The sequence below is a fragment of the Micromonospora sp. LOL_013 genome, assembly GCF_048060315.1.
Classification (GTDB): Bacteria; Actinomycetota; Actinomycetes; order Mycobacteriales; family Micromonosporaceae; genus Micromonospora_E.
Genome location: NZ_JBHMIQ010000030.1, coordinates 61,319 through 88,132, shown reverse-complemented (window position 1 = coordinate 88,132; position 26,814 = coordinate 61,319). Strand labels below are relative to the sequence as shown.

Genomic DNA, 26,814 nt, shown 5'->3' with positions numbered 1-26,814 from the left:
ACCGTGCAGGTCGCGGCGATCAACGAGTGGCTGTGACCGACTTTGATACACGCCCTAGCCGCCTTGACTCAGACCAGAGCACTGCCAACTTTGTTATTAGTTAGTTACCCGATCACTCAAGGTCATCTGATCACTCCAGCCATACCCGTTGACGTCGACACCCGACCAACCATCCAGTCACCCTCGGTGATCTCCCATGCTCGCGGAGCACGCAAGACCTCTCGGAACACCACGCAGGCTCGTGGGCATCGGCAACCTCCGATACAGTCGGCTGAAGGTCGACCAGCATGGATCGTTCCACGGGGGATACCGGTTTATCTTGGCCAGCAGGCGTGCCGGGATGCCGCTTCCTGTTGTGGGGAACAACAACCAGGAGGGACGTCTTGGCAAAGCAACGGGTTACACACACGCTCTTGACCTTGACAACTGCGTCAGTCTTGACCCTGACCCTAACAGCCTCGCCAGCGCAGGCAGAAGACCTTCCAGAAGTTCCCCAGCACTCGGTGGCACTGCAATCCCTGCTGGACTTTTATCATGAATCCATCGCCATCGACGAGAATACTGTCCGAGTAGCGCCGGGCGTACTCGTCACGCTGCCCAAGGATTACCCGCGAGATAAGGTTTTCGCCAACACCACTTCATCCGAGGTGCCAGCCGCGATCACCCGAACCGCTCCGCCGGCGCAACCTACAACGTCTCCCGCGAAGGCCCAGGAGCCGGTGACCCCCGCCGCGGATGACTACTTCTACGGCTGTTACTACGAACATCTCTGTCTGTACACTGAGCCAAACCTTCACCCCAGTAGCGCAATAATTTCTTTCTACTACTGCCAGTTCAAGGACCTCGGAGCAATTCCATTCCCAGGCGGCGGGCACTGGAATGATCGCATCTCATCCTGGGTAAACAATCAGACGCCAAACACCGCGAGCCACTTCTACAATTGGAACGGCACCAACCAGTGGACCCTTCTTTTCAGCTCCAACGCATTCAGCTACAACACGGGAATGGGCCCGTATGACAATATTCTCGATGCTGTCCGCGTGTGCTAGCTGAGTGGCATAGGCAGTCCGTTTAACAGTTTCTACTTGCCGTCGGCGATGCGAGCTGCGCGCAGTTTGCGCAAAGCTCGCATCGTCGCCGGCGGCCTGATTAGTGCGATGGAATATCTCCATGCGCATTCGGCACCCGTCACCCATCAGATATGGCAGCCGGTCTCATCGTTGCGCGTCATTAGGATCGGGTGGTGCCGTCGGGGTGGAGCCGGATGGTGGCGGGCTGGCCGGGGTGGGTGGCGGCGAGGCGACGTACCTCGGTGATGAAGCTGGTGGTGTCGGGTGCTGGGCCGGCGGTCGCAGGCTGTTGTGGGACGGGCATCGGCTGTTCGGGGTCGGTGGGGATGGTCGCGCGCAGCGCGCCGTAGAGGTAGCGGTGGCAGAGGGCGACGGCTTCGGGCAGGGCGGCGCTGGTGGGGACCGGGTCGACGGTCGGCGGGGTGGCCGGATCGGCGACCTGGATTGACCAGGTGTGGCCCTGCATCAGCTCGGGTCGGCCGATGCTGTGGCGGTGGTCGACGACGGTGATGTCGAGGGCGAGACCGAGTCCGGTGACGAGTCGGGCCAACTCGTCGAGGGTGGGGCCGGGCCAGTCGGTGGCGCGGGCGATGATGCGGGCGCCGTCGTGGGCGGCGGCGGCTTCGGCGAGGTACGCGGCGAGCGGGTCGCCGCCGTGGTGGATCTGGCTCACCCCGTTGCGCAGGTGCTGGTCGATGACGTGTTCGCCGTCGATGTCGGTCAGGTCGGTCGGCTGTACGCCGAACTCGGCGGCGAGGGTGCCGATCCGGTAGTGCTCGGGCAGCTGCCACACGCTGGTGCCGGACGCCTGGTCGGTGTGGGCGAGGGCGGGTGGGGTGCCGTCGTCGTCGGGTCGCCAGTTGCGGTGCACCGTCCGGCCGCGTAGGTCGGTGACGGTGACGACGGCGCCGTGCCGGACCCGGCGGGTGCCGTAGCAGTCGGTGCAGTACGGCGGATCTGCCGCGTTGGTGCAGCGCGGGCAGGGGTGGCTGGGGATCGGCTCGCCCCAGTATCTCGGCGCTGGCGGTTCCCAGCCGCGCCGGAACCTGCCGCCGACCCCGCCCGGCTCGGTGTCGTCGGGTCGCAGGCTGGTGTACCACCAGTGCCGGTTCCGCCAGATCGCCTGCGCGCCGCCGTGCTGCTCGGCGTCGGCGATCATGCGTCGTTCGAGTTGGTCGAGGTCGTGGCCGCCGGGGTGCCCGTCGAGCCCGACCGGCACCGGGTGCGGCGTGAGGGCGGACTCGGTGAGGTAGTGGGCGGGGAGGTTCCAGTCGGCCACGGCCAGCCCGGACGCGGCCCGTTCCGGGCTGATCGAGGTGACCGCCGCCGGCAGGTCGGCTACCCAGCGGTGCGGGTAGTCGGGCACTTTCCCGCCGGCGAGTTCGTACCGGATGTCCCAGCTCAGCCCGCTCGGGGTCGACGCTGGTCGGGCTTCGAGGACCAGGTCGACATGGAGTTGGTCGGCGAGCGCGCACAGCCGGCCGAGCAGCCGACCCGGGTCGCCCGGCGCCGGCGGATCGGCGCTGCGGCCGACCAGGACCAGCCACGGCGCGGTGAGCCGGTTGGCGAGCGCCGACGCCTCCCACCGGCGGCGGTCCCGCTCCGGTGCACCGGGCTGCCACTGGATCGGCAGGGTCAGCCCGGACGACGGGAGCCGGCCGGGCTCGTCGGGGAAGTCCGGGTCGCACAGTGTCGCGGCAGCCACGCCGGCACGCTGGGCGAGGTCGGTGACGATCGGTGCGTACGGCAGCCACCAGGTGCCGTTTGGGGTCGGCAGCGGCGTGAACGAGCCGGGGACGAGGCTGGTCGAGGCGACCGCCCCGGTGTCGAGGTTGGCGACGGTGACGACGAGTTGCGCCCGCCGCCGCTCGGACCCGAACCCGACGACGTGGACCGGGCTGGCCGGCACTCCGTTGACCCCGGTCACCCGGTCACCCCCGTCCCTGCCTGGAACTGTTGGAACTGCTGTGACTGCCAGTCCCGCAACGCCTGCTTGACCCGCATGTTCTCGTCGCGGGTGGCGGCCAGTTCGGCGCGCAGGGCGGTCAGCTCGTCGGCGACCAGGTGCAGGAACGTGCGTACCTCGGTGGGGTCGCAGCCGCGCCGGGTCCGGTCGCCGAACCGACGCTCGCGGACCAGGCCGGGACTGATCGACGGCCGCACCGGCCGCCCGTACAGATGACCGACGCTGTTCGGGGCACGTCGCACCAGCCGGCGCTGGCCGGCCGCAGCGTCGGTCGGCCGCTGGTTGTGGCGCGCGATCTCGGCGAGCAACCGCCGGTTGCGCCGGCTCCGCACCGGCGGTCGACGGAACAGGTCAAAGAACCTACGCACAGCAGGAACCACCTTCCAAGAGTCGGAAACCTTCAGGGGTACGGGTCGAGAGGGCGCGGCTCACGTCGCAGTTGTGCCGCCGCCCTGGTCAGCGGTGCCGGCGTGGGCGCGGTGCCCATCGGAGACCGTCGCGCTGGACGAAGATCTCCCGCCGTTCGCGGGCTTCACCGTCCGGTGCCAACACATACCCGGACAACCAGACCCAGTCCTGATACGTCCACCGTTTGTCCACTGTCGTCACCCGGAACCGGAAGCCTCGCCCGGCCGTGAACTGGACACTCGCCCGGCCGTCGATGATCAGCTCGTCGCCGGGTCTGGGATCGGCAGGTGAACGGCTGGCCGGCACGCTACCGATCAGCCGCCGGCATCTTCACGCGGAGGAAGTCGAGGGGTCTGCGCACGGTAGGACCGCCTTTCAAGCTCGCTGATCGGGCATGGTCTTTGGTAGAGCGGGTGGAAGGGCGGCCCGACCCCGAACGGGGGTGCGGAGGTCGGGCCGCCCGCCCTGCGCACGCAGCCTCAATCGGCGGTACGAACACAGGGCCGCTGAGTACAGCCGAGGCGGATTGCTTCACAGGAGGAGTGGGCTGACTCCATTCAGTGACGCAGCCCGCCCCGGCTGCCGGGCCGGGTGCACCCGGGGGGTGGAAAGCCAAGCTGCCGAGCGAGGCGTTCCGAGGAGCAATGTTAGGTAGGTTAGATACCTAAGTCAACATCAGTCTTGTAGGTAGCCAAGTTCCATGGTCAAATCGAGGTGCCGAGCGAGGAGTACCTTGAAATGCCCAGTCGACCTGCCGACTACCTACGTGTCGTCGATGACATCACCCAGCAGATCCGGTCCGGTGAGCTGTCGCCGGGCGACAAGCTGCCGACCTATGCCCAGCTCTCCGACACGTACAAGGTCAGCGTCTCCACCGCCCAAGCCGCCCTGCGGCTGCTGCGCGACCGTGGTCTGGTCGAAGGCCACCAGGGCAAGGGCACGTACGTCGCCGAGCAAGCCACGGAGATGTGATCCCCGCGCCCGAGCTCGTGGCAAGGCCCCCACGCCGCCGGTGAAGCCCACAGCCCAGAGCACTGCGAAACGCATTGCCGACTACGCTACGCAGCAGCTGCGTTTGGCGCTCGCACCGGATCGCGACAGAACCGGATATCTGATCTTGATCCCGCCCCGCTAGGGACCAAACGAGATGGACCGGCGATGCTAGCTGGTGCAGGCACCGTCGGCGAAGGACCGAGCTTGTTACGGGGTGTCGACGATGGCAGTGGCCTCTGCCGGCCGGACGGGTCGACGGGGCATGTCTACCAGGGAAGGGCGAGCAGTGCGGATCGAGTTGGTCACCGGCGACATCACGGCCGAGCGGGTGGACGCTGTGGTCAATGCCGCGAACTCCTCGCTGCTAGGCGGCGGTGGGGTCGATGGGGCGATGCTGCGTAGCAGCCGGTTGTAGAAGCGGTTGTCGGGGGCGAGTCGGCTGCCGTCGGTGGGTTGCTTGACCGGGGTCTTGATGCCCTGGCCCGCGCCTTCGTAGCCGGAGTCGGCCAGGGTGGGCAGGTCCAGTTCGGTGGCGGCCCAGTTCAGGGCTGCGGTGACACCGAGGGTCTGGGCGCAGGTCAGGTCGTGCAGGTGTCCGGGCATCGCCGGTGAGGTCCAGATCGGCAGTCCGTCCGGGCGGGCGACCGCCTGGATGTTCGCGCCGAAGTCGCGGTGCTTTCCGGAGTACCAGGCGTCGATCGTTTCGCCTTTGACGGACAGGGTGGTCTCGGTGAGCCGGTCGCAGTCGAACAGTTTGCCGTCGAGGATGACGTGGGACCAGCCGTCGTCGGCGACCCGGCGCAGGGCGGCGTGGAGATCCTCGGCCTGTGCGGCGAGGACCGTGATGCCCTCGGCGAGGTACCGGTAGACGGTCGCCCGTGAGACGCCGAAGCCGGCGCCGAGCAGCGCGACGTCCTCGCCCTTGCGGAACCAGACGAGCACCATCAGCGCCTGGCGGAAGCAGGTCAGAGCGCGCGTGCCGGTACGGGTTCCGCGCGTCCGGCGTTCCGCGGCGAGCAGCCGGCTGACGTACTGCACGAGTTCCCTGGGGACGTCGACCATGGCACGATATGCGATCACGTGGGGTCCTCACCGGTGGTGATCTTGTGGTGAGAACTACCTACCGAGGGCCCCACGCCCTCCTCCAGCACTGTCCGACTTCACCGGATTCGCCCGTGTCGCACCAATCAACACATTCGCGTCGCTGAGATCAGCTCATTGTGCCATGCTGCTTGATCGCCGAGATAGCGGCTGAAGATCCCTACCCGTCCTTGCCTCCGTAGTCATGCACTCGTTTCGGCAGATCCGGACGCCATGGGGGTAGTTAGCTCAACAACACCTGTCACCCAACGCCACCGACCTGGGCCTACAGCAGGTGCGCGGCCAGCCGCCGAACGCAGCCAAGGGCTGGGTGCACCCGCCAGTGCCCAACTCGGTACGGCTGATACGTCGACAAGGAGCGCCGAGCGGACTACAGCGGCCCCAGAGTGGGTGACGGATACCCGTCACTCGGGGTCGCCGGTCCGTAGCTGGTCGATTATGGTCGGACGTACCTGACGAACGTGAGTGACCTTCAGGCGAGGCTGCTCCGCGACCGGGGGAGGCCGGCTCGGTGAGCGTCGACGAGGTCAAGGCTCAGCTGGGCAAGGGCCTGGAGAGCGCCCGTAGCGGCAGGAGCACCTTGCAACAGGCGGCCGCTGCGGCGGGCGAAGCTCTGGAGTTGGCGACCTACACCTGCCAGGGCAGCAACCATGAACGGGCGACCGACGCTTTGGACACGGTCGGGTCCGCGCTCCGCGAGATCAAGTTGGCGATCGCCCGACTGGATGCCGGCGAGGAACTGGTCGACACGTACCGCGCGGGTTTGTGATGGCCGGAACGGTCGCCGAAGTCATCGCCCAGCTCGCTCGGGCATCCACCGGCCTCAGCTCGGCCGCCGCGACTGCCCTGCGCGCCCAGCAGGAAGTGACCGACGCGCACCAGGCCCTCTCCGCAGCCAGCGCTGGCGCGTCGGCGCACGCTGTCACCAACGCGACGGCCGAGTGGGAGACCGCCGCCGACAAGGCCGGGAAGGTCGCCCGCCTGCTCATGGAGGCCGTCGGGCATCTCAACGCCTACGCCAACCGCATCGCCCGCGGCTCGGCTCCCGATGAACCTATGCTGACCGGCCCGACCGGTGAAGAACTCCTCGCCGACACCACCAAGCGCTCCGAGGCTCAGCGCAACGTCGGTGGCTTCCTCGGTAGGCTTGCGCGCAAGTCAGACGACGTCCAGGACAGCGCCAAGACCATGGGCGAGGTGGCGGAGAAGGTCGCGCAGGTGATCCGTACGCCAGCCGGCAGCGGGGGCACACAATCGGCGGGCACCTCGTCTCCATCGATCGTCCCCGCCACGCCGACCCGCATCGACGCCGCCGACGCCGCTGGCAACCTGGTCGTTGTCGGCCTCGTAGCGGGTATCGCGATCCACAAGACGGGCCAGATAGCCAGCAGGCAGATAGCGAGGTTGCGGAAGAAATGGTCGCAAGACAAGAGTTGAGTGACCTCATCCGGGCGATGGCCAGACAGGACTGGGGATCGGTTGATCGACACCTGGCCGAGCTCAACCGGCTCGGCTGGGCTGGGGGCAGTCAGACCATCGGAGCGGCGTTCGCGATCGCCGTCAACCGTAGGTTCGGCTCGTCTGACGATCCTCGGGCAGTTGCCTCCTTTGTGTCTGACACGAGGAGGCGCTACGAGGAAGGTGAGCAGTTCTCTGCGCTGGCGATGGAAGGCATGATCCGAGCAGCCCTCGGCGAGCCTGACCTGATCGACGACGTCGATGCGGAGACTGCCTTCTCGATGCAGATCGCCGTGCTCGGCACGCTGTTGCAGGACCGAGAGTGGACCGAGGCCGAGCTGGAGGAGTTCATCCGCGAAGTCGAGCAGACCGCCGCCCAGTACATGTAGGACGTGAGTGGCTTGCTGTGGGAGGACGTCCAGGACTGGTTCGACCTTGACCTGAACGGGACACTCCCAGATGTGCATGTGCCGGAGACGACTGTCGAGGACTGGCGCGCTCTTGTTGACCTCGTGCGGTCGGAGGGCTGGCAGTTTGCTTACCTGGTCGACGAAGGTGCGGGTACACCGCCCGCTACGGTTGAGGACATGCTGAGCCTCCGTGACGAGGGCGGGGTCCAGTTGAAGGTATGGCCGGTACCCGGTGTTCTCGCGATATTCCAGCTCTACGACGCTGAGCGAATCGAATTTGATGTTGACTTGCGTGAGCTGCAGGGTCAACAGCAACTGGACGTCCTCTGTCGATTCTTAACCACGATCGGCCGCAGGCTACGCAAGCCGGTGTTGATGACCCCCGAAGGGCTGGAGAACCAGCCCGTGCTCGGATACGACGTGGAGGCCGACTGGGGTGTGCTCATGGCCGGCTGCTGATCTTCGGTCGCATAGCTCGATACCATGCACATGTGTGGGGTTTGCGGCGGCCGCTGGCAGGTTTGAGTAGACGGGCGCAATCGTTCGTCGCCGTTCACGGAGTGTGGCTCGACGTGCCGCCGGTGAGTCAATCTCGTCGTGCGTGGCGGGAGGCGCGGATTCCTGACGAGGTCATCGGTCGCGCCGAGAGGTATCAGATCCGGTTGGGTGGCCTTGTCCTGCCGTCCGCGCCGGGCATGCCCGAGGACGCCGCCGGCCCTCGGATGCTCAGCGTGGGCGCACCGGAGTGGGAAGACACGTCTGCTTCTCAAGGATGGTTCTTCGAGGCTGGGCCGCAACGCACCGCTGTGCCGTACTCGTTCCTGATCGGTCCGGACGGCACATTCGGTATCGCCGGCGGCGATCATGATCGGTGGGTCCCGTTGCACAGCAGCATCGACGGCTGGGTTGAAGCCCTGGCTCTGGCGTATGCGGCAATGGACGTCGCGGACACGGTCACCCGGCTGACCGGTTCGGCCGTCGACCGGCTCGACCTGACCGCCATGCAACCGGTCGCACAGGTCGGCGGCATCGCGAACGGCTGGTGGTACCGACCGGGCCTGCTGGCCGCCGTGTACACGGGCGAGGCGGAACTGTTCGCGCGGCCGGCCTACCGCACTGCCTACCTGTACGCCGGCAACATCGATGAGCAGTGGTTGTGACGCTTGCCGCATCGGCCCGGGATCGGGGCTGGGTGGCGAGCCAGCCACCGCCTCGGCTGCCTCGGCACCGGTCGTGCCGTCGAAACGTGGGCGATCATCGACATGTAGCCGCGATCAGCGGCCCGATCACGGTTGGCGGATGGGGAGCAGCCCGATGGAGCATGCTGTGAGGGCGCAACTCAGTGTCCGGACAAGGGCGCTGCGCCAGATGCTGAACGAGTGGGACTCCATCGGTGTTGGGGAGCTATACGCGAGCGATGACGAGTACGACTGTCTACTCGGACCGCTACTGACGAGGCTGGCCGCCGGGGCAGACGCAGACGATGTCGCATGCTTCTTGCGGGACAGGATTGAGGGCCGCTTCGGACTCGACCTTACCGACGTAGATGTCGCCGACTTCGCCGCCAGAGCTGTGGCCTGGTGGTAGGCCGAAGAATCGCGGCCAGCGGCGTAGTTGTTCCAATCAGCGCCGACCAGCACCAAGCCCTCGCGTCGGTCACAGGCCCATACGCCAGGCCGTGCTCCACCGACGTCCAAGCACGTCGTCGAGCAGGTCCCGATCGTCTGCCCATCCCATCCTCGAAGACTGCCCGACGTTGTGCGCGAGTGGAGGGCTGGGGTACCTAATTCCGCGAGAATTAGGTACCCCAGCCCTCCACTCGCGAGCGTTCTGCCGGGCGGCAAAGCAGCTCGGCGCACGCGGACAGGGGTTCCCGGAGCCGGGACAGACGGGCCAGCCAGGGCAGGCAGTCAGACAGTGTCAGGGGGTCAGACGGCGAAGGTGGTGGGTCGGTCGGTGGCTGCCTTCGGCGGGGTGGCCTGCCACATGCCCAGCTTCTGTGCGCCCAGCCGGCTCAGGTACGCCGGGTTGAGGATCACGTACCGACGCCACAGCCGTTTCGGCTCCAGCCCGAGCCGCCACAGCCACTCCAGGCCGTACCGCTGCATCCAGGATGGCGGCTTGCGCAGCAGCCCGGCGTGGTAGTCGAAGGCCGCGCCGACCGCCATCAGCGGCATGTCCAGCAGCGGGCGCATGGCGTACGCGAAGATCTCCTGGCGGGGGCAGCCGAGGCCGACCAGCACCAGCCGGGCCCCTGAGTCCCGAATACGTTCGGCGATCTCAGCATCCTCACCAGGGCCGACGGCGCGGAACTTCGACGGCTCGACCCCGGCGAACTTCAACGCCGGGAACATCTGCTCCAGCTTCGGCACCAGCCGGTCCAGCGTTTCCTCGGTGGATCCGTACAGGTAGACCGGCAGCCCTTCGTCGGCGCAGCGCTGCAGCACCCGCAGGGTGAGCGTCGGCCCGTACACCCGGTCTTTCAGCCCGGCGCCATGCAGCAGGTTGAGCCCCCAGCGCACCGGTTGACCGTCCGGGGTGACCAGGTCGAACGAGTTGAGCCGGGCGTTGTGCGCCGGGTCGAGCACCCCGGTCATCACCCCGTGCACCGCGAGCGCGGTCAACGCCAGCGGCCGGCGCTCCCTGGCGGCGTCGATCACCCGCTCGGTGGCGGCCTCGTAGTCGACGGCGTCGACCAGCACCCCGAGCAGGTTGCGTTTGCCCTGGTCGATCATTTCCCGGGCACCCACTTGTCGACGTTGGCCTGGTAGATCTCCTGCAGGATCATCGGTACGTCGTAGACCTGCTTCCAGCCAGGGTAGTCACGCTGGAAAGCGGCGTTCGAGCCGATCCACCACTGGTGGTCGCCGACCCGGTTCGCCTCCTGGTACTCGGTGATCATCTTTTCGCCGGTGATCTGCTCGGCGATGGCGAACGCCTCCAGGTGCGAGCAGTTGGAGTGCCGGCCGCCGCCCAGGTTGTAGACCGCCGCCGGGCGCGGGTCGCGGAAGAACGCCTCGAACGCGGAGACCACGTCGTGGCTGTGGATCGCGTCGCGGACCATTTTGCCGCCGTACCCGAAGATCTTGTAGGTGCGTCGCTCCATGTTGCAGCGCATCAGGTAGCCGAGGAAGCCGTGCAGCTCGGTCGCCGAGTGCGCCGGGCCGGTCAGCGTGCCGCCCCGGAAGCAGGCGGTACGGATGCCGAAGTAGCGGCCGTACTCCTGCACCATGATGTCGGCGGCGACCTTCGACGCGCCGAATACCGAGTGCAGGCAGGCGTCGATCGACATGTCCTCGGTGATCCCGCCGGCGTACGGGTGGTCCGGGGTGATCTCCCACCGGGTCTCCTGCTCGATCAGCGGCAGGCTGTTCGGCCGGTCGCCGTACACCTTGTTGGTGGAGCAGTGGATCACCGGTGCCTCGGGGCAGTGTTCCCGGACGTTCTGCAGCACGTTGAGGGTGCCGCCGCCGTTGACGTCGAAGTCGGTGAACGGGTCGCGCACCGCCCAGTCGTGCGACGGCTGCGCGGCGGTGTGGATCACCACGGCGATGTCCCGGCCGTACCGCCGGAACAGGCCCGCCAGGGCGTCGCGGTCGCGGATGTCCACCGCCTGATGGGCGTACGCCGCACCGAGGTCGCGCCGCAGGGTCTCGACGTTCCAGGCGGTGGACGCCTCGGGGCCGAAGAACTCGCGGCGCATGTCGTTGTCGATGCCCACCACGTCCAGGCCGAGGCCGGCGAAGTGCCGGGCCGCCTCCGATCCGATCAGACCGCCGGAACCGGTAACCAACGCGACGCTCACACGACACTCCTGAGCTGGGGGGTGGAGTAAACGGTCAACAGGATATCCGGGCGATATGTGAAGAAGGCCCCGCCGTCCGGCGGAGCCTTCTTGATCGTTGCAAGCTGGTCCGGGTGGCTGGTGCCGCCCGACCTGCTGGTGGGGAAGGGGGGAGTTGAACCCCCACGCCCTTTCGGGCACACGGACCTGAACCGTGCGCGTCTGCCATTCCGCCACTTCCCCGGATGCTGTCCGGGACAGTCGGTAGAAGACTAACCCGGCCGGTCCTTCCCGATCCCGGTGGGGGTGTCGGTCGGGGCCACCCGCTGGCAGGTGCCGGGACATACTACGCTGTCCCTGGTCGCCCCGAGCTTGATATCGCCCGCGACGCCTGGCGAAGAGTAGCACGGGGCGGGTCGGTCGTTCGGGACAGGCCGGGAGCGGTGGTCGATCGGCGTGCGGGTGGCACGGGCGACGGCCGGATACCATCATGTCCTCGGAACCCGAGGAGGAGCCGGTGAGCGTGCTGCAACGCTTCGAGAAGCGTCTGGAAGGCCTAGTCGAAGGGGCCTTCGCCAAGGTGTTCAAGGGTGTCGTGCACCCGGTGGAGATCCTCAACGCGATGCAGCGGGAGGCTGAGGCCCACAAGGCGATCCTGGCTGGTGGGCGCACGCTGGTGCCGAACCGCTACGTAATCGATCTCTCGCCGTACGACCACAGTCGGCTGGCTCCGTACGCGGCGGCCCTGGCCCAGGAGCTCGCCCAGTCGCAGGCGGAGTTCATCGGTGAGCAGGCCTGGACGGTCTACGGCGACGTGATCGTCGAGATTGAGCGGGGCGACGGGCTCGACACCGGGATGTTCCGGGTGACGGCCGAGGTGTTCACCGGCGGCGACGTCGCGCCGGTGCAGCAGCCCGGGTACGACATGCCCGGGGGTGGTCAGGGCGGCTATCCGCCGTACGACCAGCAGGGCGGGGGGTACGGTCAACCGCCGCACTCGCCGGCCGGCACCCGCAACGTACGGCTGGTCTCGGGTGACGGGCGGACCTATCCGCTGCAGATGGGTTCGACCGTGATCGGCCGGGGTGACCAGGCCAATCTGCGCCTGCCGGACGTGGGGATCTCCCGCCGACACGCCCGGCTCGACTTCGACGGTGCTCAAGTGGTGCTGACCGATCTGGGGTCGACCAACGGGACCATGGTCAACGGGCAGCGGGTCTCCGCAGTGGCCCTGAACCCCGGTGACATGATCCAGCTCGGGACGACCACGCTCACGTTCCGAGTGGATGGCTAACCTTGCCCGAATTCGTCGTTGCCGTCGCCCGGGTCGGCTTCATCGTCCTGCTGTGGATCTTCGTCTTCACGGTGGTGGGGGTGATCCGTCGGGATCTGTTCGCCGGTGCCCGGTCCAGCCGCCTGGTCGCGGCTCCGCGCGGGGTCAGCAGCAGTACGGCACCGGCCCGGCCGGCCAAGGTCAAACGGGGGCGGGCCGCTCATCAGCTCGTAGTGACCGCTGGCCAACTGGCCGGGACTAAAATTACTTTGGGTGAGTCTCCGATTACGATAGGTCGGGCAGAGGACTCCACCCTGGTCATCACCGATGACTACGCGTCGGCGCGACACGCCCGGCTGATGCCCCGGGACGGCCAGTGGTTCATCGAAGACACGGGTTCCACTAACGGGACCTACCTGGACCGCGCTAAGGTCACCGGACCTACCCCCGTACCCCTCGCCGTGCCGATCCGAATCGGCCGCACATCTCTTGAGTTACGGCCATGACTCTGACCCTGCGCTATGCCGCCCACAGTGACCGCGGACTGATCCGTGACGGAAACCAGGACTCCGTCTACGCCGGGCCGCGGCTGCTCGCCGTGGCCGACGGCATGGGCGGGATGGCCGCCGGTGACGTCGCCAGCAACCTCGTCATCGGGGCACTCGCCCCGCTCGACGAGGACGTCCCCGGCGACGCCATGGTCGACGCCCTACGCGGCGCCGTCGGCCTGGCCAACCAGCACCTCCGGGACACCGTCGACGCCAACCCCCATCTGGAGGGGATGGGCACCACGCTGACCGCGACGCTCTTCTCCGGCAGCAAGATCGGCATGGTGCACATCGGCGACTCCCGGGCGTACCTGCTGCGCAACGGGGAGTTCGCGCAGATCACCAAGGACGACACCTACGTCCAGATGCTGGTCGACGAGGGCCGGATCAGCGCCGAGGAGGCCAGCAGCCACCCCCAACGGTCGCTGCTGACCCGGGCGCTGGACGGCCGGGACATCGACCCGGAGTACTCGGTACGCCAGGTCGTCGCGGGCGACCGCTACCTAATCTGCAGCGACGGGCTGTCCGGCGTGGTCAGCCCGGACACCATCGCCGAGACGCTGCGCGAGTACACCGACCCGGGCAAGTGCGTCGAACGCCTGGTCCAGTTGGCGCTGCGCGGCGGCGGCCCGGACAACATCACCGTCGTCGTCGCCGACGCCACCGACCAGAGCATCCACGAGCAGGCACCGATCGTCGGCGGTGCCGCCGCCCGCGACCGGGGCATGGCCACCGCCGCCGACGACTCCACCCCGGCCGCCCGGGCTTCCGCGCTGTCCGCGCCCCGGGCCGCCGTGCCGGAGCCGGCCGCCGCCGCTGCCGCCCCGGACGACGAGCCGCAGCGCCCCCGCCGCCGGCCGCTGCGCGCGGCGATCGTTCTGGTCGTGCTGGTCGGCATCCTCGGCGGTGGAGTCTGGGCCGGCTGGGCCTACACCCAGCGGCAGTACTACGTCGGCGCCACCGGCGAGGGCCAGCTGGCGATTTTCCAGGGCATGCCGGGCGAGGTGGCCGGCGTCAGCCTCTCCACCGTGCACCAGACCAGCGACCTCGCCCTGGACGACCTGACCTCCGTCGCTCAGGACCGGGTCAAGCGCGGCATCCACGCCGGCAGCGAAGCCGAGGCGCAGCGGCACCTGCTGGAACTCACCCGGGACGACGCGGGCAACCCCAACCTGAAGCCGATCTGCCCACCGACGCCCACCCCGACCCCGTCACCCACGCTGTCCCCGTCACCGGAGGCCGACGTGACCGGTTCGCCGGGTGCGACGCCCGAGGGCCTTGCCTCCGGATCACCGACCGGCCCGGCGAACAGCCCGTCACCGGGCGCCACCCCGAGCCCGTCAGGTGCCCCGGAGAGCTCCCCGGACGCCCCACCGGTCGAGCCGGTCCCGCCGGTGACCAACCCGGCCGGTTGCCGGACGGTCGGCTGAGGCCGGCGAGCGAGGTGAAGGAAACCCAGTGACCGCTTCAGTCGGACCCGCCCCGCCGGCCATTACCGGTGAGATGCCGCGGATCCGCCCCATCAGGACGCGGCGAAACGCCGAACTCGGCCTGCTGGCCCTCGCGCTCGCCGTGGTCGCGCTCTACTCGGCCGCGGCCGAAGCGGCCGTGCTCGGCACTATCCGGCCCGGCTTCTGGGTGCCGACCGCCGTGGTCGGCGCGGTCTTCGTCGGCCTGCACCTGGTCATCCGGTTCTTCGCCCCGCACGCCGACCCGGCCCTGCTGCCGGCGGTGGCCCTGCTCAACGGCATCGGCGTCGGTTTCCTGCGCCGCTACGACCTGGCCCAGGTGGCCGCCGCCGAACGGATCGACTATCCGATCTTCGCCGGCACCGGGGGGCGGCAACTGGCCTGGACCCTGGCCGCCGTGATGCTCGCCGCCGGACTGCTAGTCCTGGTCCGCGATCACCAGGTCGTCGCCCGGTACGCGTACACCCTCGGGCTGGCCGGGATCGTGCTGGTGATGATCCCGGCGGTGCTGCCGGCGCGGTACTCCGAAGTCAACGGTGCCAAGCTGTGGATCCTGATCGGCGGCTTCTCGATCCAGCCCGGTGAGTTCGCCAAGCTGGCCCTGCTGTCCTTCTTCGCGTACTACCTGGTCCGCAAGCGTGAAGTGTTGTCGCTGGCCAGTCGGCGGGTGCTCGGGATCGACTTTCCTCGGGGCCGGGACCTCGGCCCGGTGCTGGTGGTCTGGCTGCTCAGCGTCCTGGTCCTGGTCTTCCAGAAGGACCTCGGGACGTCGCTGCTCTACTTCGGCATGTTCGTCGTGACGCTGTACGTCGCCACCGAACGGGTCAGCTGGCTGATCATCGGTCTGCTGCTGTTCTTCGGCGGCGCCTTCCTGGCGTACCACCTGGGCAACATCGTCGGTGGCCCGTTCGCCAACTTCTACCAGCGGGCGAACATCTGGCTCGACCCGTTCTCCGACCCGTACGACGACGGTTATCAACTGGTCCAGGGCCTGCTCGGGCTCGGCACCGGCGGGCTGTTCGGCGCCGGACCCGGCGGCGGCCAGCCGTTGAAGGTGCCGGAGGTGCACAACGACTTCATCTTCGCCGGCCTCGGCGAGGAGATCGGCCTGTTCGGTCTCTCCGCGCTGCTCATCGTCTACCTGCTGGTCGCGCAACGCGGGCTGCGGGCCGGCCTGGCGGTACGCGACTCGTTCGGCAAGCTGCTCGCCGGTGGCCTGGCGTTCACCCTCTCCCTGCAGGTCTTCGTGATCGTCGGCGGGATCAGCGGGCTGATCCCGCTGACCGGTCAGACCACCCCGTTCCTGTCCGCCGGCGGCTCGTCGCTGATGGCGAACTGGCTGCTGGTGGCGATGCTGCTGCGGATCTCCGACGCTGGCCGTCGGCCGGTGGCGGGCGCTGAGCCCCGACCGCCCGGCGCGCCGGCCGGACCACCTGCCCAGTTGCACGGCGCGCCGACGGAGGTGATCCGCCGATGAACGCCCCGCTGCGCCGAGTCGGCGTGGTCATCATGGTGCTGTTCGGCCTGCTCTTTGTGAACCTCAACTGGGTCCAGGGCTACAAGGCCGAGGAGTACCGCACCAGCGACTACAACGGCCGGGTGCAGGTCGCCGAGTACGACCGGCAACGCGGCAACATCGAAGCCGGCGCCCGTGCCCTGGCCACCAGCACCCCGACCGACGGCGAGCTGCAGTATCTGCGCACCTACCCGGACAACGAGCTCTACGCGCACGTGATCGGCTACAAGCCGGTCAACCTGGCCGCCACCGGCGTGGAGAAGGCTGAGAACGAGTTCCTCGCCGGCACCAGCGACCAGCTCTTCGCCGACCGGGTCCGGGACCTGTTCACCGGCGAGGAGACCGGCGGCGGGAACGTGCTGCTCACCATCAACCGGCGGGCGCAGGAGACCGCGTACCGGCAGCTGCTGGACAACCGGGTCGGTGTCGACGTGGGCGCGGCGGTGGCGCTCGATCCGCGTACCGGCGCGCTGCAGGCCCTGGTCTCGCTCCCCAGCTTCGACCCGAACCCGCTGGCCAGCCACGACACCGGGGCGGCCCAGGAAGCCTTCAACGAGCTGGACAGCGACCCGAACCGTCCGCTGAACAACCGGGCCCTCGGCGAGGTGCTGCCGCCCGGCTCCACCTTCAAGGTCGTCGTCGCGGCGGCGGCCCTGGAGAACGGCACCACCGTCGAGACGCCGATCTCCGCCGGCCCGGTCTACCGGCACCCTGACTCCGGCACCGACATCCGCAACGCCGTCGACTCCATCTGCCCACAGGACGAGGTCACCCTGATCACCGCCCTGACCGACTCGTGTAACACCGGCTTCGCCAAGCTGGGTGTGGAGCTCGGCGCCGAGACGGTCAAGGCCAAGGCCCGCGACTTCGGCTTCGAGGACGAGGAGCTGGTCGTCGGCCGGACCAGCGGCGACGACGGCCTGCCGGTCGCGGCCAGCCGGACCGGCGACATCACCAACCCGGACGGCAGCGAGGACGGCGCGGCGCTGGCCCAGTCGTCGATCGGCCAGAACAACGTCCGGATGACCCCGCTGGAAGGCGCGATGATCGCGGCGGCGGTGGCCAACGGCGGCAGCCAGATGCGCCCGTACGTGATCCAGCAACTGCTGCACGCCGACCGGACCAGCAGCTACTACACCGCGGACCCGCGGGAGCTGCGCCAGTCGGTGAGCGGGTCGGTCGCCGCCGACCTGCAGGAGATGATGGTCAGCGTGGTGCGCAACGGCACCGGCCGCAACGCCCGGATCGACGGCTACACCGTCGGCGGCAAGACCGGCACCGCGCAGGCCGGCGAGGGCGACGACGACCACGGGTGGTTCATCGGCTTCGTCACGTCCGAGGACGGTGAGCCGATCTCGGCGGTCTGCGTACTGCTGGAAGGTGCCGGCAGCGGCGGCAGCGCGGAAGCGGCCCGGATCTCCGGCCAGATAATGCGGGCACTTGTCGCCGAGCGTGAGGGGCGATGAGATGCTGAGTTCCGGAGTCCTGCTCGGCGGCCGTTACCGGCTCGACGAGCGCATCGCCAGCGGCGGGATGGGCGACGTGTGGCGCGGCACCGACGAGGTGCTCGGCCGTACCGTCGCGGTCAAGAGCCTGCTCCCCGCGCTGCTGGAGGAGCCGGGCTTCGCCGAACGGTTCCGCGGCGAGGCCCGCACCATGGCCACCATCAACCATCCCGGCGTGGTCGACGTCTACGACTACGGCAGCGACAAGCACATCGCCTTCCTGGTGATGGAGTACGTCGAGGGCGACGCGCTGTCGCGCACCCTGTCCCGGGTCGGGCGGCTCACCCCGGCCCGCACCATGGCGCTGGTCGCCCAGGCCGCCGACGCGTTGCACGCGGCCCACGAGAAGGGCATCGTGCACCGCGACGTCAAGCCGGGCAACCTGCTGGTACGACCCAACGGCACGCTGGTGCTGACCGACTTCGGCATCGCCCGCTCGGAGATCGTCGGCCAGCTGACCGCCGCCGGCTCAGTGCTCGGCACCGCCTCCTACATCTCCCCGGAACAGGCGTCCGGCGCGGTCGCGACGCCGGCTTCCGACGTGTACGCGCTCGGCGTGGTCGCCTACCAGTGTCTGTCCGGTCGGCGGCCGTTCGAGGGCGACAATCCGCTGGAAATCGCCATGAAGCACGTGCGTGAAGTGCCACGTGCGCTACCGTCGGACATCCCACCCGTGGTCCGCAGCTTCGTCGAGCGCGCGCTCGCCAAGGATCCCTCGGCACGCTGGCAGAGCGCCGCCACGATGGCCGCCGTCTCCCGGCAGGCCGCCACCACGCTCGCCGGCCCGCCCCGGCCACCACACGCCCAGCAGCATCCCGGCCAGCAGCATCCCGGCCAGCACCCGGCCGCGCCCCGGCCCACCCCGGCGGCGCCGGTCTCGCCGATGGCGTCCGGCCCTGCACCCATGTCTCCCGGGCCGATGTCGCCGGGGCCGATGTCGCCGGGGCCGATGTCGCCGGGGCCGATGCACCCCGGCTCGGTGCCGCCCAATTCGGTGCCGCCCGGTCAGCGGCCGCCGCTGGGGCAGCCGATGCCCGGACCACCCGGCTACCGGCCGGCCACCGCGCCGATGATGCCGGCCGGGTATCCGGCCGGCTACCATCACCCTGCCACCCCGGCGCGGCAGCCCCTTCCCGCGTCGGGTCGTCCACCCAACCCGTACGGCTACAACCGGCCACCAGCCCCGCCCCAGCGGTCCGGTGGCCTGCACCGGCAAGTGTTCACCGTCCTGGCGATCATCCTCGGAGCGTTGATCGTGTTGCTCTGCACCGGGCTGGTCGCTTACAAGATCATCGACAGCGCCGGCAATTCGGCCGCTCTGGGGCAACCCGTGGTGCGATTGGTTACGGCTGAGAACCAGATGGCAGCCGGACACGTCGAAATCAGCGTGGGACCCGTACCGTCGATGGAAGCACCCGACTTGGTCCGATCCGATGACGACCAGACGAGCGAAGGACGACAAGGACGATGACCGCGCAGGCCCGCCTGCTAGGTGGCAGGTACCAAGTCGGCGAGTTGCTCGGCTATGGCGGTATGGCCGAGGTTCACCGCGGCCGTGACCTGCGGCTCGGCCGTGATGTCGCGATCAAGATGCTGCGCACCGACCTGGCCCGGGACCGGACCTTCCAGGAACGGTTCCGGCGCGAGGCGCAGAACTCCGCCTCGCTCAACCACCCGGCGATCGTCGCGGTCTACGACACCGGCGAGGAGTACGCCGCCACCGGCGAGCCGCTGCCGTTCATCGTCATGGAGTTCGTCAACGGCCGCACCCTCAAGGAAGTGCTCGCCGCCGAGGGCCGGCTGCACCCGCGTCGGGCCCTGGAATACTGCGCCGACGTCTGCGCCGCCCTGGAGTTCAGCCACCGGCACGGCATCATCCACCGGGACATCAAGCCCGGCAACGTCATGCTCACCCAGACCGACCAGGTCAAGGTGATGGACTTCGGCATCGCCCGCGCGCTGGCCAGCGGCGCGACCACGATGACCCAGACCTCGGCGGTGATCGGCACCGCGCAGTACCTCTCCCCGGAGCAGGCCCGGGGCGAGTCGGTGGACGCCCGATCCGACGTCTACGCGGCCGGCTGTGTGCTGTTCGAGCTGCTCTGCGGCCATCCGCCGTTCGTCGGGGACAGCCCGGTCAGCGTCGCCTACCAGCACGTCCGGGAGGACCCGCGGGCGCCGAGCGAGATCAACCGGGACGTCACCCCGGCGATCGACGCGATCGTGTTGAAGGCGCTGGCCAAGAACCCGGTCAACCGTTACCAGAGCGCCGGCGAGATGCGCGCCGACCTGCTGCGCGCCGCCTCCGGCCGGCCGGTGCTGGCCACCCCGGTGCTGCGCGACGACGACGAAACCGCGGCGATGGGCGCCACCGGGCGTACCGGCTCGACCCAGCGGATCCCCGGCGGCGTCGGCGGCCCGCCGCCGAGGCGGACCTCGCCGGCGGTCATCGCCGGGCTCAGCGCGCTGGGCGTCTTCGCGGTGATCGCCCTGGCCACCGGGCTGATCTGGATGAACCAACCCGACGAGCCGGTCACCGTCGTTCTGCCCCGCCTGATCGGCGCGCAGATCGAACAGGCCCAGCTGACCCTCACCGACCTGCAGCTGACAGCGGACGTCACCCCTCGCGACGACCCGAACTGTACGGTCAACACCGTCGTCGAGCAGTCGCCGGAGCCGGGCGCCGTCGAGCGGGGCTCCGAGGTGGCCCTCGTCGTCTGCTCCGGTCCAGGCAAGGTCCAGGTGCCCGACATGAAGGGCTTTACCCGCAGCGCGGCCGAGCAGCAGCTCACCGACCGGAAGCTGATCGCCGTTTTTGAGGAGGTGGACAGCTCGGCACCGAAGGACCAGGTGGTCGAGGTGCCCGGCGCCGGCGAGTTGGTCGAGGTGGGCAGCGAGGTCGAGGTGCACGTCTCGCTCAACAATCTGCGGGACATGCCGAACGTCGTCGGCTACACCGAAGCCCAGGCCGTCGCGACGCTTGAAAACCGCGGCTTCGACCCGCGGGTGATCGACGGGGAGGAAGTCGACCCAGCCGATGCCGGCATCGTCACCAGCCAGAGCCCGAACAACGGCGAGCACCGGGTCAACTCCCGGGTGGAAATCGTTGTCTCCCAGCCCCGGCAGGAGGAGGAGCCGTCGCCGGACCCGACCGGCAGCCCGTCGCCGACCGGATCCCCCCCGACGACCAGCCCGCCACCGGGCGACGGTGACGGCGAGGGCGGTGGTGGCGGCTCCAGCACCCCAGGCAGCGGAGTGAGCGGTCTGCTGCCCACCGCGCCCGTCTCCCGGCTGTTCGACTGAGTCGCGGGCTGCGCTCCCAAAGGCCAGGCCAGGCCCGGCCTGGACTCAGGCCGATACGAACGCGGCCCGCCGCCGGGTCTCCACCTCGGCGGCGAGCCGCGGTGCCCGCTGCCGGGCCTGCGGCAGACCGCACCCGGCCAGCCAGTTCGCCAGCATCAGGTGGCCGCCCTCGGTGAGCACCGACTCGGGGTGGAACTGCACACCCTCGACCGGCAGGCTCCGGTGCCGCATCGCCATCACCACCCCGGACGCGGTCCGGCCGGTGACCTCGATCTCGGCCGGCAGGCTGTCCTCGCGTACGGCGAGGGAGTGGTAGCGGGTGGCGGTGAACGGGTCCGGCAGCCCGGCCAGCACCCCGACGCCCCGATGCTCGACCAGCGAGGTCTTGCCGTGCAGCAGCTCGGGAGCACGTTCGACGACCCCGCCGAACGCGGCACCGATCGCCTGGTGACCGAGGCAGACGCCGAGGATCGGCAGGTGTCCGGCGTACCGCTCGATGACCTCCAGGCAGATGCCGGCGCTGCCCGGCGCACCCGGCCCGGGGGAGAGCAGCACACCGGCCGCGCCGAGCCGGCCGACCTCGTCGACGGAGATCTCGGCGTTGCGCCGAACGTCGCATTCGGCACCCAGCTGGCCGAGGTACTGCACCAGGTTGAACACGAACGAGTCGTAGTTGTCGATCACCAGTACGCGCACGCGGACACCTGACTCTAGTCGCCGTTCACATCGGGTACGGGGTTGTTCGTCTCGGTGTCGTACGGCAGCTCGTAGTCGCCGGCGCCGCCACTGTCCGGGTCGCCGCCGTCGCCGTCGCCGTCGGCCGGACCGCCGTCGCCGGGGTCGGTACCGGTGCCGCCGCCGTCCTCGGTCACCTGGACGTCGTCGAACGGCAGCAGCGGCTCCGCCCACGGGAAGACCACGTACCAGAGCAGGACGACCGTCAGCCCGGCGAGCAGCGCCGAACCGATCAGCTTGCCGGGCGTGCCGAACGGGAGCTTGCGCCAGATCCAGGCGTACATGGCTCAGCCGCCGAGTTCCGCCGGTCGGCCATCGGCCTTGGGCTGGCTGCGAACCAGCGCCGCGTGCACGATCAGCCGCTGGTAGTTGTCGAACTTCGGGTGGCAGGTGGTCAGGGTCAGCATCGCCTCGGTCGGCTGCGCCCGGCGGTCGCCGGGGACGGCGGCGACCACTTCGGTCTGGTTCGGCAGCACGATGTGGTTGCGGGTGACCGCGTACACGTGCCAGGTGTCCCGGTCCTCGACGACAATCCTGTCGCCGTCGCCCAGCTCGTCCAGCCGCCAGAAGGTGGCCCGGTTGCGGTGCCCGGCCACCGAGAAGTTGCCGATCTCCCCGGGGCCGGCGCTGTCCGGGTAGTGACCCGGCGCGTACCGGATGTCGTCCTGGCCGACGCCCTCGACGACGATCCAGTTCTTGTCCAGCTTCGGGATGTAGAGCCCGGCGACCGGGGTGCCCTGCACCTGGATGGTGGGGGACGCCTCGGGCTCGGGCGTGGGCCCGTCGCTGACGACCGGCTCGGGCACTTCGGCCCATTGCTGGGCGAGCTGGTCGCTGAGCTCGTTCTGGTGGGCGTTGACGATGACCGACTTGCCCCAGATCTCGTAGCCGGCGAAGAGCAGCACCACGATGCCGAAGGTGATCAACAGCTCCCCGGTTGCCCGGGCGGTGGCGCGCAGCGCGGTCCAGATGGTGGGTCGGGTCAATTCGGAGTACACGCTCTTGTAACCGCTGTCGGTGCGCTCCGGTCGCAACTTCACCACCCGCTCACCGCGACGGGGGGCGGCACCGTCGCGCGCGCCAGAGCCGCCCGGGTCGGGCCCCGGCTCGGCCCCGGACGCTGATTCTCCGTTGGGCGGCGGCTGGTAGCTGCTGATGACTACCGGCAGCACTGTGGTGGACGTGGCAGGCTCGGCGGGGTAGGGGGGGATGACGGCCGTGCGGGCAGCATCGTCGCGCTCGGGCTGTCGGGGGCGCCGGTACAGGGCCAGTTCCTGGGGCGAGTAGCCGGGCTGGTGCTGATGCGCCGGGGGTGTCGGGCCCGGGGCCGGTGCCGGGTTCGGCCCGGTGAAGCGGGGAAGCACCGTGGCCGAGTCGTCGGTGTGATACGCGCGGTGCCGGCCCGAGTCGTGCGGTTGGTCGGGATGGCCGGGCGCCCCTGGACGGTCGGGCACCCCGGGCCGGGTCATCGCGCCGACTCCGGAACGGTGGTGTGTCGCAGCGCTGCCGAGCCGTCGAACGCCGGCACGGTCAGCTCGGCTTCGATGGTCTCCTGGTAGCCCAGCTGGAAGTGGGTCACGGCGTCTCTGAACAACTGCACCCCTTCGGAGTCGGCCAGCGCCTGCTGCAGGGCGCTGGGGTCACCGATCGCGGCGATCCGAAATGGGGGCGAGTAGACCCCGCCGTGCAACAACAGCGTGTTCCCGACACAGCGTACCGCGCTGGTCGCCAACACCCGTACGTTCATGATTGACATCGCTTCGGCGCCGCCGGCCCACAGTGCGTTGACCACTGCCTGTACGTCGCTCTGGTGCACCACCAGGTCGTCGTTGCTGGCACCGTCCGGCAGGTCGGTCAGCCGCGGCGCGTCGTCGAGCTCGATGATGACGCCCGGGCCGGCCAGCGCGGTGAAGCCGGCCGCCGACCGGTTCGCGTCGATCCGGGCCTGCTGCCGGGCGATCGGCTCGTCCGACCCGGCGACCAGCTCCGTCTGCTGGTCGACCTGGTCGCGCAGTTGGGCGGCTCGTTCCTCGGCGGCGGCGAGCTGGGTACGGCGGTCGTCGATCAGCTGCGCGAGCTGTGGTCGACGGTCCTCCCGCAGGCTGGTGCCGCTGGCGGTGGTGGCGGTCGTGGTGAACAGCAGGCCGGCGAGCAGCGCGATCAGCGGTACGCCGGCGGACCAGCCGGGCTGCTCCGCGCCGCGCCGGCGACGCAGCAGCCCGCGAACGGCGCGCCGGACCACGTCCCGCCAGGACGCGCTGCCGGAGGTGTACTCCACCTCGGCCCCCTCTCCGCCTGCCAGCCATCGACAAGTGTCCGCATAATGGACCACCTGAGCGGTCTGTCGCACCTGGTGGACCTGGTTGTGCCCAAATGTCGCTGCTACCGTGCTGCGGCCCGTGGCCGGATCGCGGCAACTTGACTACGCTAGCTCTTGAACATTATTGGCCATGGACCGTCGCCGCTGCGTCCGGTTGCCGGGCCGGATGATAGCCACCAGGAGAGCGTCGTGCCCAAGTCGCAGGTTCGCAAGAAGAAGGTCTACACCCCGCCGACCGACGTCCGCCCGACCCAGACGGCTGCCACCCGCAAGCCGAGTCCGATCTGGCTGCCGATCAGCGCCGTCTCGTTGATCGTCTTCGGCATCGGCTGGCTGGTCGTCTACTACCTGTCGGAGACCGCCTACCCGGTCGCCTCCTGGGGCTACTGGAACCTGGCGATCGGGTTCGGTGCCATGGTGAGTTCGCTGATCCTGCTCTCCCGCTGGCGCTGACCCGGTTCACAGTCGGTCCGCAGTCGGCCCGCCAGTGCCGCCCAAGGTCGGTCGGTGTCCACGAGGATGCCGGCCGACCTGCTGTTTTGTCGGGGGCCGGGCGCCGGCGTGGCGGCGACGCTGCCATAGGGTGGCGAGTACCGGTCGCCGGTACGGTGCGACGCTCGTCACATTACCCATGGGTAACTTGGCGGTAGGCTGAAGCTCCGTGGCCGGCCTTCCGGTCACTCTGCCGCTCGTCCGCAGCACACCGGGAGGCCAACGAATGGGTACGGTCCAGATCGTCACCACGGTGGTCGCCGCCATCGTCACCGCCGTCGCGGTGGTGCTCGCCGGCCGGGCGGTCTGGCAGTTCGTCTCGATCATCCGACTCGGCAAGGCCGACCCGCACCGCACCGGTGACCCGGCCACCCGGGCGAAGGTGATGCTGAGCGAGACCCTCGGCCACACCCGGATGCTCAAGTGGAGCGTCGTCGGGGCGGCCCACTGGTTCGTCATGGTCGCCTTCATCGTGCTCTCCATCCTCGTGCTGGAGGCGTACTTCGAGGTGGTCAACGCCGGCGGTGGCATTCCGGTGATCGGCGGTTGGCTGCTGTACGGGCTGGTCACCGAGCTCATCTCGATCCTCGGCATGGCGGGTATCGGCGTGCTCATCGGGATCCGGCTGGCGAACCGGCCGACCCGGACCGGCGGCCGGTCACGGTTCACCGGCTCGACGATGTGGCAGGGCTACTTCGTCGAAGCCGTCGTGCTCGCCGTACTGATCTGCGGCTTCTTGATCCGTGGCTTCCGGGTGGCCACCGACCACTTCGACTTCCCGGTCTGGGCCACCCCGGTGAGCCACGCGCTCGGTGCCGTCCTGCCCGCCTCCGAAGCGGCGATCAGCATCACCGCCCTGGTCAAGATCCTCATCTCGATGACCTGGCTGATCGTCATCGCGTTGACGCTGACCATGGGGGTGGCCTGGCACCGGTTCGCCGCCTTCTTCAACATCTACTTCAAGCGGGACCCCGGCCGGCCCAACTCCGGCCTCGGCGCGCTGCGGCCGATGATGAGCGACGGCAAGCCGCTCGACTTCGAAGAGGCCGACCCGGAATCCGATCAGTTCGGGGTCGCCCAGGTCGAACAGTTCAGCTGGAAGGGCCTGCTCGACTTCACCACCTGTACGGAGTGTGGCCGCTGCCAGTCGCAGTGCCCGGCCTGGAACACCGGTAAGCCGCTGTCACCGAAACTGCTCGTGCTGTCGCTGCGCGACCACGCCTACGCCAAGGCGCCCTACCTGCTCGCCGGCGGCGGCAAGGACCTCACCGGCGAGGAGAAGGGTACGGCCGAACAACTCGCCAAGGTCGATGCCCTGGCGCTGGCCGAGGCCGACCGCCCGCTGATCGGCGGCGCCGACGACGGCGGCGTCATCGACCCGGACGTGCTCTGGTCGTGCACCACCTGCGGGGCCTGCGTGGAGCAGTGCCCGGTGGACATCGAACACGTCGACCACATCGTCGACATGCGCCGCTACCAGGTGCTGATCGAGTCGAGCTTCCCCAGCGAGGCCGGCGTGATGCTGCGTAACCTGGAGAACAAGGGCAACCCGTGGGGTGCTCCGCCGAACACCCGGGAGGACTGGACCAAGGGGCTCGACTTCGCGGTCCCCCGAGTCGGCGAGGTGGACGACTTCGAGTACCTGTTCTGGGTCGGCTGCGCCGGCGCGTTCGAGGACCGGGCCAAGAAGACAACCCGCGCGGTGGCGACCCTGCTGCACGAAGCCGGCGTCGACTTCGCCATCCTCGGCGAGGGCGAGACCTGCACCGGCGACCCGGCCCGCCGGATCGGCAACGAGTTCGTCTTTCAGATGCTGGCCCAGCAGAACGTCGAGACCCTCAACGAGGCGTTCGGCGACCGGGAGCCGGCGAGACGCAAGATCGTCGCGACCTGCCCGCACTGCTTCAACACCCTCGGCAACGAGTACGGCCAGCTCGGCGGCCACTTCGACGTCGTACACCACACCCAGCTGCTGGCCCACCTGGTCGCCGCCGGCAAGCTCACCCCGGTCACCCCGGTCGACGGTGGGTTGACCTACCACGACCCGTGCTACCTGGGCCGGCACAACCGGGTGTTCAGCCCGCCCCGGGAGGTGCTCGGTGCCGCGTTGACCGCAGGTGCCGAGGCGGGCGGCGACGCGGCTCAGCTGCGGGAGATGCCGCGCAACTCGGAACGCTCGTTCTGCTGCGGTGCCGGCGGGGCGAGGATGTGGATGGAAGAGCGGATCGGCAAGCGGGTCAACGTCGACCGGGTCGAGGAGGCGCTCTCCACCGGGGCCCAGACCATCGCGGTCGGTTGCCCGTTCTGCTACACCATGCTCGGCGACGGGGTCACCGGCAAGCAGTCCAGTGGCGCGGCGGACGAGAACGTCGAGGTCGTCGATGTGGCGACGGTGCTGCTCAGGTCGGTCAAGCCGGCGGTAGCATCGTCGGCGTCATCGTCGGCCGAGGAGTAGGGAGAAGC

24 protein-coding genes, 1 tRNA gene and 2 pseudogenes are annotated in these 26,814 nt (G+C 69.1%); 17 read left to right on the top strand and 10 right to left on the bottom strand.

Annotated elements, in window-relative coordinates; all coding sequences use genetic code 11:
* Window positions 1-503 precede the first annotated feature (503 nt).
* A complete protein-coding gene (locus ACFHWS_RS20220) occupies window positions 504-1,049 on the top strand; it encodes a hypothetical protein (protein ID WP_416568777.1) in 546 nt (181 codons plus the stop codon).
* Between the two features lie 181 nt (window positions 1,050-1,230).
* Here ACFHWS_RS20220 and ACFHWS_RS20215 read toward each other — a convergent pair whose 3' ends face one another.
* Window positions 1,231-2,997, bottom strand: coding sequence for a hypothetical protein (locus ACFHWS_RS20215; RefSeq protein WP_416568776.1), 1,767 nt, complete (start codon window positions 2,995-2,997; stop codon window positions 1,231-1,233).
* A complete protein-coding gene (locus tag ACFHWS_RS20210; RefSeq protein ID WP_416550962.1) occupies window positions 2,994-3,404 on the bottom strand; it encodes a DivIVA domain-containing protein in 411 nt (136 codons plus the stop codon). The genes ACFHWS_RS20215 and ACFHWS_RS20210 overlap by 4 nt, the downstream gene beginning before the upstream one ends.
* Window positions 3,405-4,182: 778 nt before the next feature.
* Here ACFHWS_RS20210 and ACFHWS_RS20205 point away from each other — a divergent pair.
* Window positions 4,183-4,416 carry a winged helix-turn-helix domain-containing protein gene (locus tag ACFHWS_RS20205; protein ID WP_416550963.1) on the top strand — a complete coding sequence of 78 codons (234 nt, stop codon included), beginning with the start codon at window positions 4,183-4,185 and terminating at the stop codon, window positions 4,414-4,416.
* 474 nt (window positions 4,417-4,890) lie between these two features.
* On the opposite strand, the pseudogene ACFHWS_RS20200 reads toward ACFHWS_RS20205, so the two are convergent.
* Window positions 4,891-5,499, bottom strand: a pseudogene (locus tag ACFHWS_RS20200) (transposase family protein); the annotation flags it as partial.
* A 550-nt stretch (window positions 5,500-6,049) separates the two neighbouring features.
* Between ACFHWS_RS20200 and ACFHWS_RS20195 the strand changes: the two are divergent.
* From ACFHWS_RS20195 to ACFHWS_RS20170, 6 genes are all read left to right on the top strand, one after another.
* Window positions 6,050-6,307: a hypothetical protein gene (locus tag ACFHWS_RS20195; protein WP_416550964.1), complete on the top strand. Its 258-nt coding sequence runs from the start codon at window positions 6,050-6,052 to the stop codon at window positions 6,305-6,307.
* Entirely contained in the window at window positions 6,307-6,975 is a 669-nt protein-coding gene (locus ACFHWS_RS20190; RefSeq protein WP_416550965.1) for a hypothetical protein, read from the top strand. Before ACFHWS_RS20195 ends, ACFHWS_RS20190 begins: the two co-directional genes overlap by 1 nt.
* Window positions 6,976-6,992: 17 nt before the next feature.
* The gene (locus ACFHWS_RS20185) at window positions 6,993-7,385 is read left to right on the top strand and encodes a hypothetical protein (protein WP_416550966.1); all 393 of its coding nucleotides are present in this window, start codon (window positions 6,993-6,995) and stop codon (window positions 7,383-7,385) included.
* Between the two features lie 3 nt (window positions 7,386-7,388).
* A complete protein-coding gene (locus ACFHWS_RS20180) occupies window positions 7,389-7,865 on the top strand; it encodes a hypothetical protein (protein WP_416550967.1) in 477 nt (158 codons plus the stop codon).
* Window positions 7,866-7,966: 101 nt separating this feature from the next.
* Entirely contained in the window at window positions 7,967-8,566 is a 600-nt protein-coding gene (locus ACFHWS_RS20175) for a hypothetical protein (protein ID WP_416551100.1), read from the top strand.
* 154 nt (window positions 8,567-8,720) lie between these two features.
* Complete coding sequence (locus ACFHWS_RS20170; RefSeq protein WP_416550968.1) at window positions 8,721-8,993, top strand: hypothetical protein; 273 nt, start codon at window positions 8,721-8,723, stop codon at window positions 8,991-8,993.
* 341 nt (window positions 8,994-9,334) lie between these two features.
* On the opposite strand, the gene ACFHWS_RS20165 is transcribed toward ACFHWS_RS20170, so the two are convergent.
* The 3 genes from ACFHWS_RS20165 to ACFHWS_RS20155 form a co-directional block, all read right to left on the bottom strand.
* Complete coding sequence (locus ACFHWS_RS20165; RefSeq protein WP_416551101.1) at window positions 9,335-10,141, bottom strand: WecB/TagA/CpsF family glycosyltransferase; 807 nt, start codon at window positions 10,139-10,141, stop codon at window positions 9,335-9,337.
* A complete protein-coding gene (locus tag ACFHWS_RS20160) occupies window positions 10,138-11,211 on the bottom strand; it encodes an NAD-dependent epimerase/dehydratase family protein (RefSeq protein ID WP_416550969.1) in 1,074 nt (357 codons plus the stop codon). Before ACFHWS_RS20160 ends, ACFHWS_RS20165 begins: the two co-directional genes overlap by 4 nt.
* Window positions 11,212-11,347: 136 nt before the next feature.
* Window positions 11,348-11,433, bottom strand: a tRNA-Leu gene (locus ACFHWS_RS20155).
* 247 nt (window positions 11,434-11,680) lie between these two features.
* Between ACFHWS_RS20155 and ACFHWS_RS20150 the strand changes: the two genes are divergently transcribed.
* The 7 genes from ACFHWS_RS20150 (at window position 11,681) to pknB (ending at window position 20,804) form a co-directional block, all read left to right on the top strand.
* Window positions 11,681-12,484, top strand: a complete 804-nt coding sequence (locus ACFHWS_RS20150) for an FhaA domain-containing protein (protein WP_416550970.1) — start codon at window positions 11,681-11,683, stop codon at window positions 12,482-12,484.
* A gap of 2 nt (window positions 12,485-12,486) precedes the next feature.
* On the top strand, window positions 12,487-12,969 hold the full coding sequence (locus tag ACFHWS_RS20145) for an FHA domain-containing protein FhaB/FipA (protein WP_278172744.1): 483 nt from the start codon (window positions 12,487-12,489) through the stop codon (window positions 12,967-12,969).
* Window positions 12,966-14,441 (top strand): PP2C family protein-serine/threonine phosphatase, encoded by a 1,476-nt coding sequence (locus tag ACFHWS_RS20140; protein ID WP_416550971.1) that lies wholly within the window; start codon window positions 12,966-12,968, stop codon window positions 14,439-14,441. The genes ACFHWS_RS20145 and ACFHWS_RS20140 overlap by 4 nt, the downstream gene beginning before the upstream one ends.
* 73 nt (window positions 14,442-14,514) lie before the next feature.
* Window positions 14,515-15,957 carry an FtsW/RodA/SpoVE family cell cycle protein gene (locus ACFHWS_RS20135; RefSeq protein WP_416551103.1) on the top strand — a complete coding sequence of 481 codons (1,443 nt, stop codon included), beginning with the start codon at window positions 14,515-14,517 and terminating at the stop codon, window positions 15,955-15,957.
* The gene (locus ACFHWS_RS20130; protein WP_416550972.1) at window positions 15,954-17,462 is read left to right on the top strand and encodes a peptidoglycan D,D-transpeptidase FtsI family protein; all 1,509 of its coding nucleotides are present in this window, start codon (window positions 15,954-15,956) and stop codon (window positions 17,460-17,462) included. The genes ACFHWS_RS20135 and ACFHWS_RS20130 overlap by 4 nt, the downstream gene beginning before the upstream one ends.
* A gap of 1 nt (window position 17,463) precedes the next feature.
* The gene (locus ACFHWS_RS20125; RefSeq protein WP_416568775.1) at window positions 17,464-18,972 is read left to right on the top strand and encodes a protein kinase domain-containing protein; all 1,509 of its coding nucleotides are present in this window, start codon (window positions 17,464-17,466) and stop codon (window positions 18,970-18,972) included.
* Entirely contained in the window at window positions 18,969-20,804 is a 1,836-nt protein-coding gene (pknB, locus tag ACFHWS_RS20120) for a Stk1 family PASTA domain-containing Ser/Thr kinase (RefSeq protein WP_416550974.1), read from the top strand. The genes ACFHWS_RS20125 and pknB overlap by 4 nt, the downstream gene beginning before the upstream one ends.
* Before the next feature lie 45 nt (window positions 20,805-20,849).
* Here pknB and ACFHWS_RS20115 read toward each other — a convergent pair whose 3' ends face one another.
* From ACFHWS_RS20115 to ACFHWS_RS20100, 4 genes and pseudogenes are all read right to left on the bottom strand, one after another.
* Complete coding sequence (locus ACFHWS_RS20115; RefSeq protein WP_416568774.1) at window positions 20,850-21,500, bottom strand: aminodeoxychorismate/anthranilate synthase component II; 651 nt, start codon at window positions 21,498-21,500, stop codon at window positions 20,850-20,852.
* A 14-nt stretch (window positions 21,501-21,514) separates the two neighbouring features.
* Window positions 21,515-21,823: a hypothetical protein gene (locus tag ACFHWS_RS20110; protein WP_416550976.1), complete on the bottom strand. Its 309-nt coding sequence runs from the start codon at window positions 21,821-21,823 to the stop codon at window positions 21,515-21,517.
* Between the two features lie 3 nt (window positions 21,824-21,826).
* Window positions 21,827-22,600 (bottom strand): annotated as a pseudogene (locus ACFHWS_RS20105) (class E sortase); the annotation flags it as partial.
* A gap of 404 nt (window positions 22,601-23,004) precedes the next feature.
* Entirely contained in the window at window positions 23,005-23,817 is an 813-nt protein-coding gene (locus ACFHWS_RS20100; protein ID WP_416550977.1) for a DUF881 domain-containing protein, read from the bottom strand.
* Window positions 23,818-24,048: 231 nt separating this feature from the next.
* Here ACFHWS_RS20100 and ACFHWS_RS20095 point away from each other — a divergent pair, with 231 nt between their 5' ends.
* Window positions 24,049-24,312, top strand: a complete 264-nt coding sequence (locus tag ACFHWS_RS20095) for a cell division protein CrgA (RefSeq protein WP_416550978.1) — start codon at window positions 24,049-24,051, stop codon at window positions 24,310-24,312.
* Between the two features lie 265 nt (window positions 24,313-24,577).
* On the top strand, window positions 24,578-26,806 hold the full coding sequence (locus ACFHWS_RS20090) for a heterodisulfide reductase-related iron-sulfur binding cluster (protein ID WP_416550979.1): 2,229 nt from the start codon (window positions 24,578-24,580) through the stop codon (window positions 26,804-26,806).
* Window positions 26,807-26,814: the final 8 nt, after the last annotated feature.

Coding starts and splice junctions, on each gene's coding strand:
- ACFHWS_RS20205 (WP_416550963.1), top strand. CDS start 4,183: ATGCCCAGTCGACCTGCCGACTACCTACGTGTCGTCGATGACATCACC.
- ACFHWS_RS20190 (WP_416550965.1), top strand. CDS start 6,307: ATGGCCGGAACGGTCGCCGAAGTCATCGCCCAGCTCGCTCGGGCATCC.
- ACFHWS_RS20185 (WP_416550966.1), top strand. CDS start 6,993: ATGGCCAGACAGGACTGGGGATCGGTTGATCGACACCTGGCCGAGCTC.
- ACFHWS_RS20170 (WP_416550968.1), top strand. CDS start 8,721: ATGGAGCATGCTGTGAGGGCGCAACTCAGTGTCCGGACAAGGGCGCTG.
- ACFHWS_RS20165 (WP_416551101.1), bottom strand. CDS start 10,141: ATGATCGACCAGGGCAAACGCAACCTGCTCGGGGTGCTGGTCGACGCC.
- ACFHWS_RS20150 (WP_416550970.1), top strand. CDS start 11,681: ATGTCCTCGGAACCCGAGGAGGAGCCGGTGAGCGTGCTGCAACGCTTC.
- ACFHWS_RS20140 (WP_416550971.1), top strand. CDS start 12,966: ATGACTCTGACCCTGCGCTATGCCGCCCACAGTGACCGCGGACTGATC.
- ACFHWS_RS20135 (WP_416551103.1), top strand. CDS start 14,515: ATGCCGCGGATCCGCCCCATCAGGACGCGGCGAAACGCCGAACTCGGC.
- ACFHWS_RS20130 (WP_416550972.1), top strand. CDS start 15,954: ATGAACGCCCCGCTGCGCCGAGTCGGCGTGGTCATCATGGTGCTGTTC.
- ACFHWS_RS20125 (WP_416568775.1), top strand. CDS start 17,464: ATGCTGAGTTCCGGAGTCCTGCTCGGCGGCCGTTACCGGCTCGACGAG.
- pknB (WP_416550974.1), top strand. CDS start 18,969: ATGACCGCGCAGGCCCGCCTGCTAGGTGGCAGGTACCAAGTCGGCGAG.
- ACFHWS_RS20110 (WP_416550976.1), bottom strand. CDS start 21,823: ATGTACGCCTGGATCTGGCGCAAGCTCCCGTTCGGCACGCCCGGCAAG.
- ACFHWS_RS20090 (WP_416550979.1), top strand. CDS start 24,578: ATGGGTACGGTCCAGATCGTCACCACGGTGGTCGCCGCCATCGTCACC.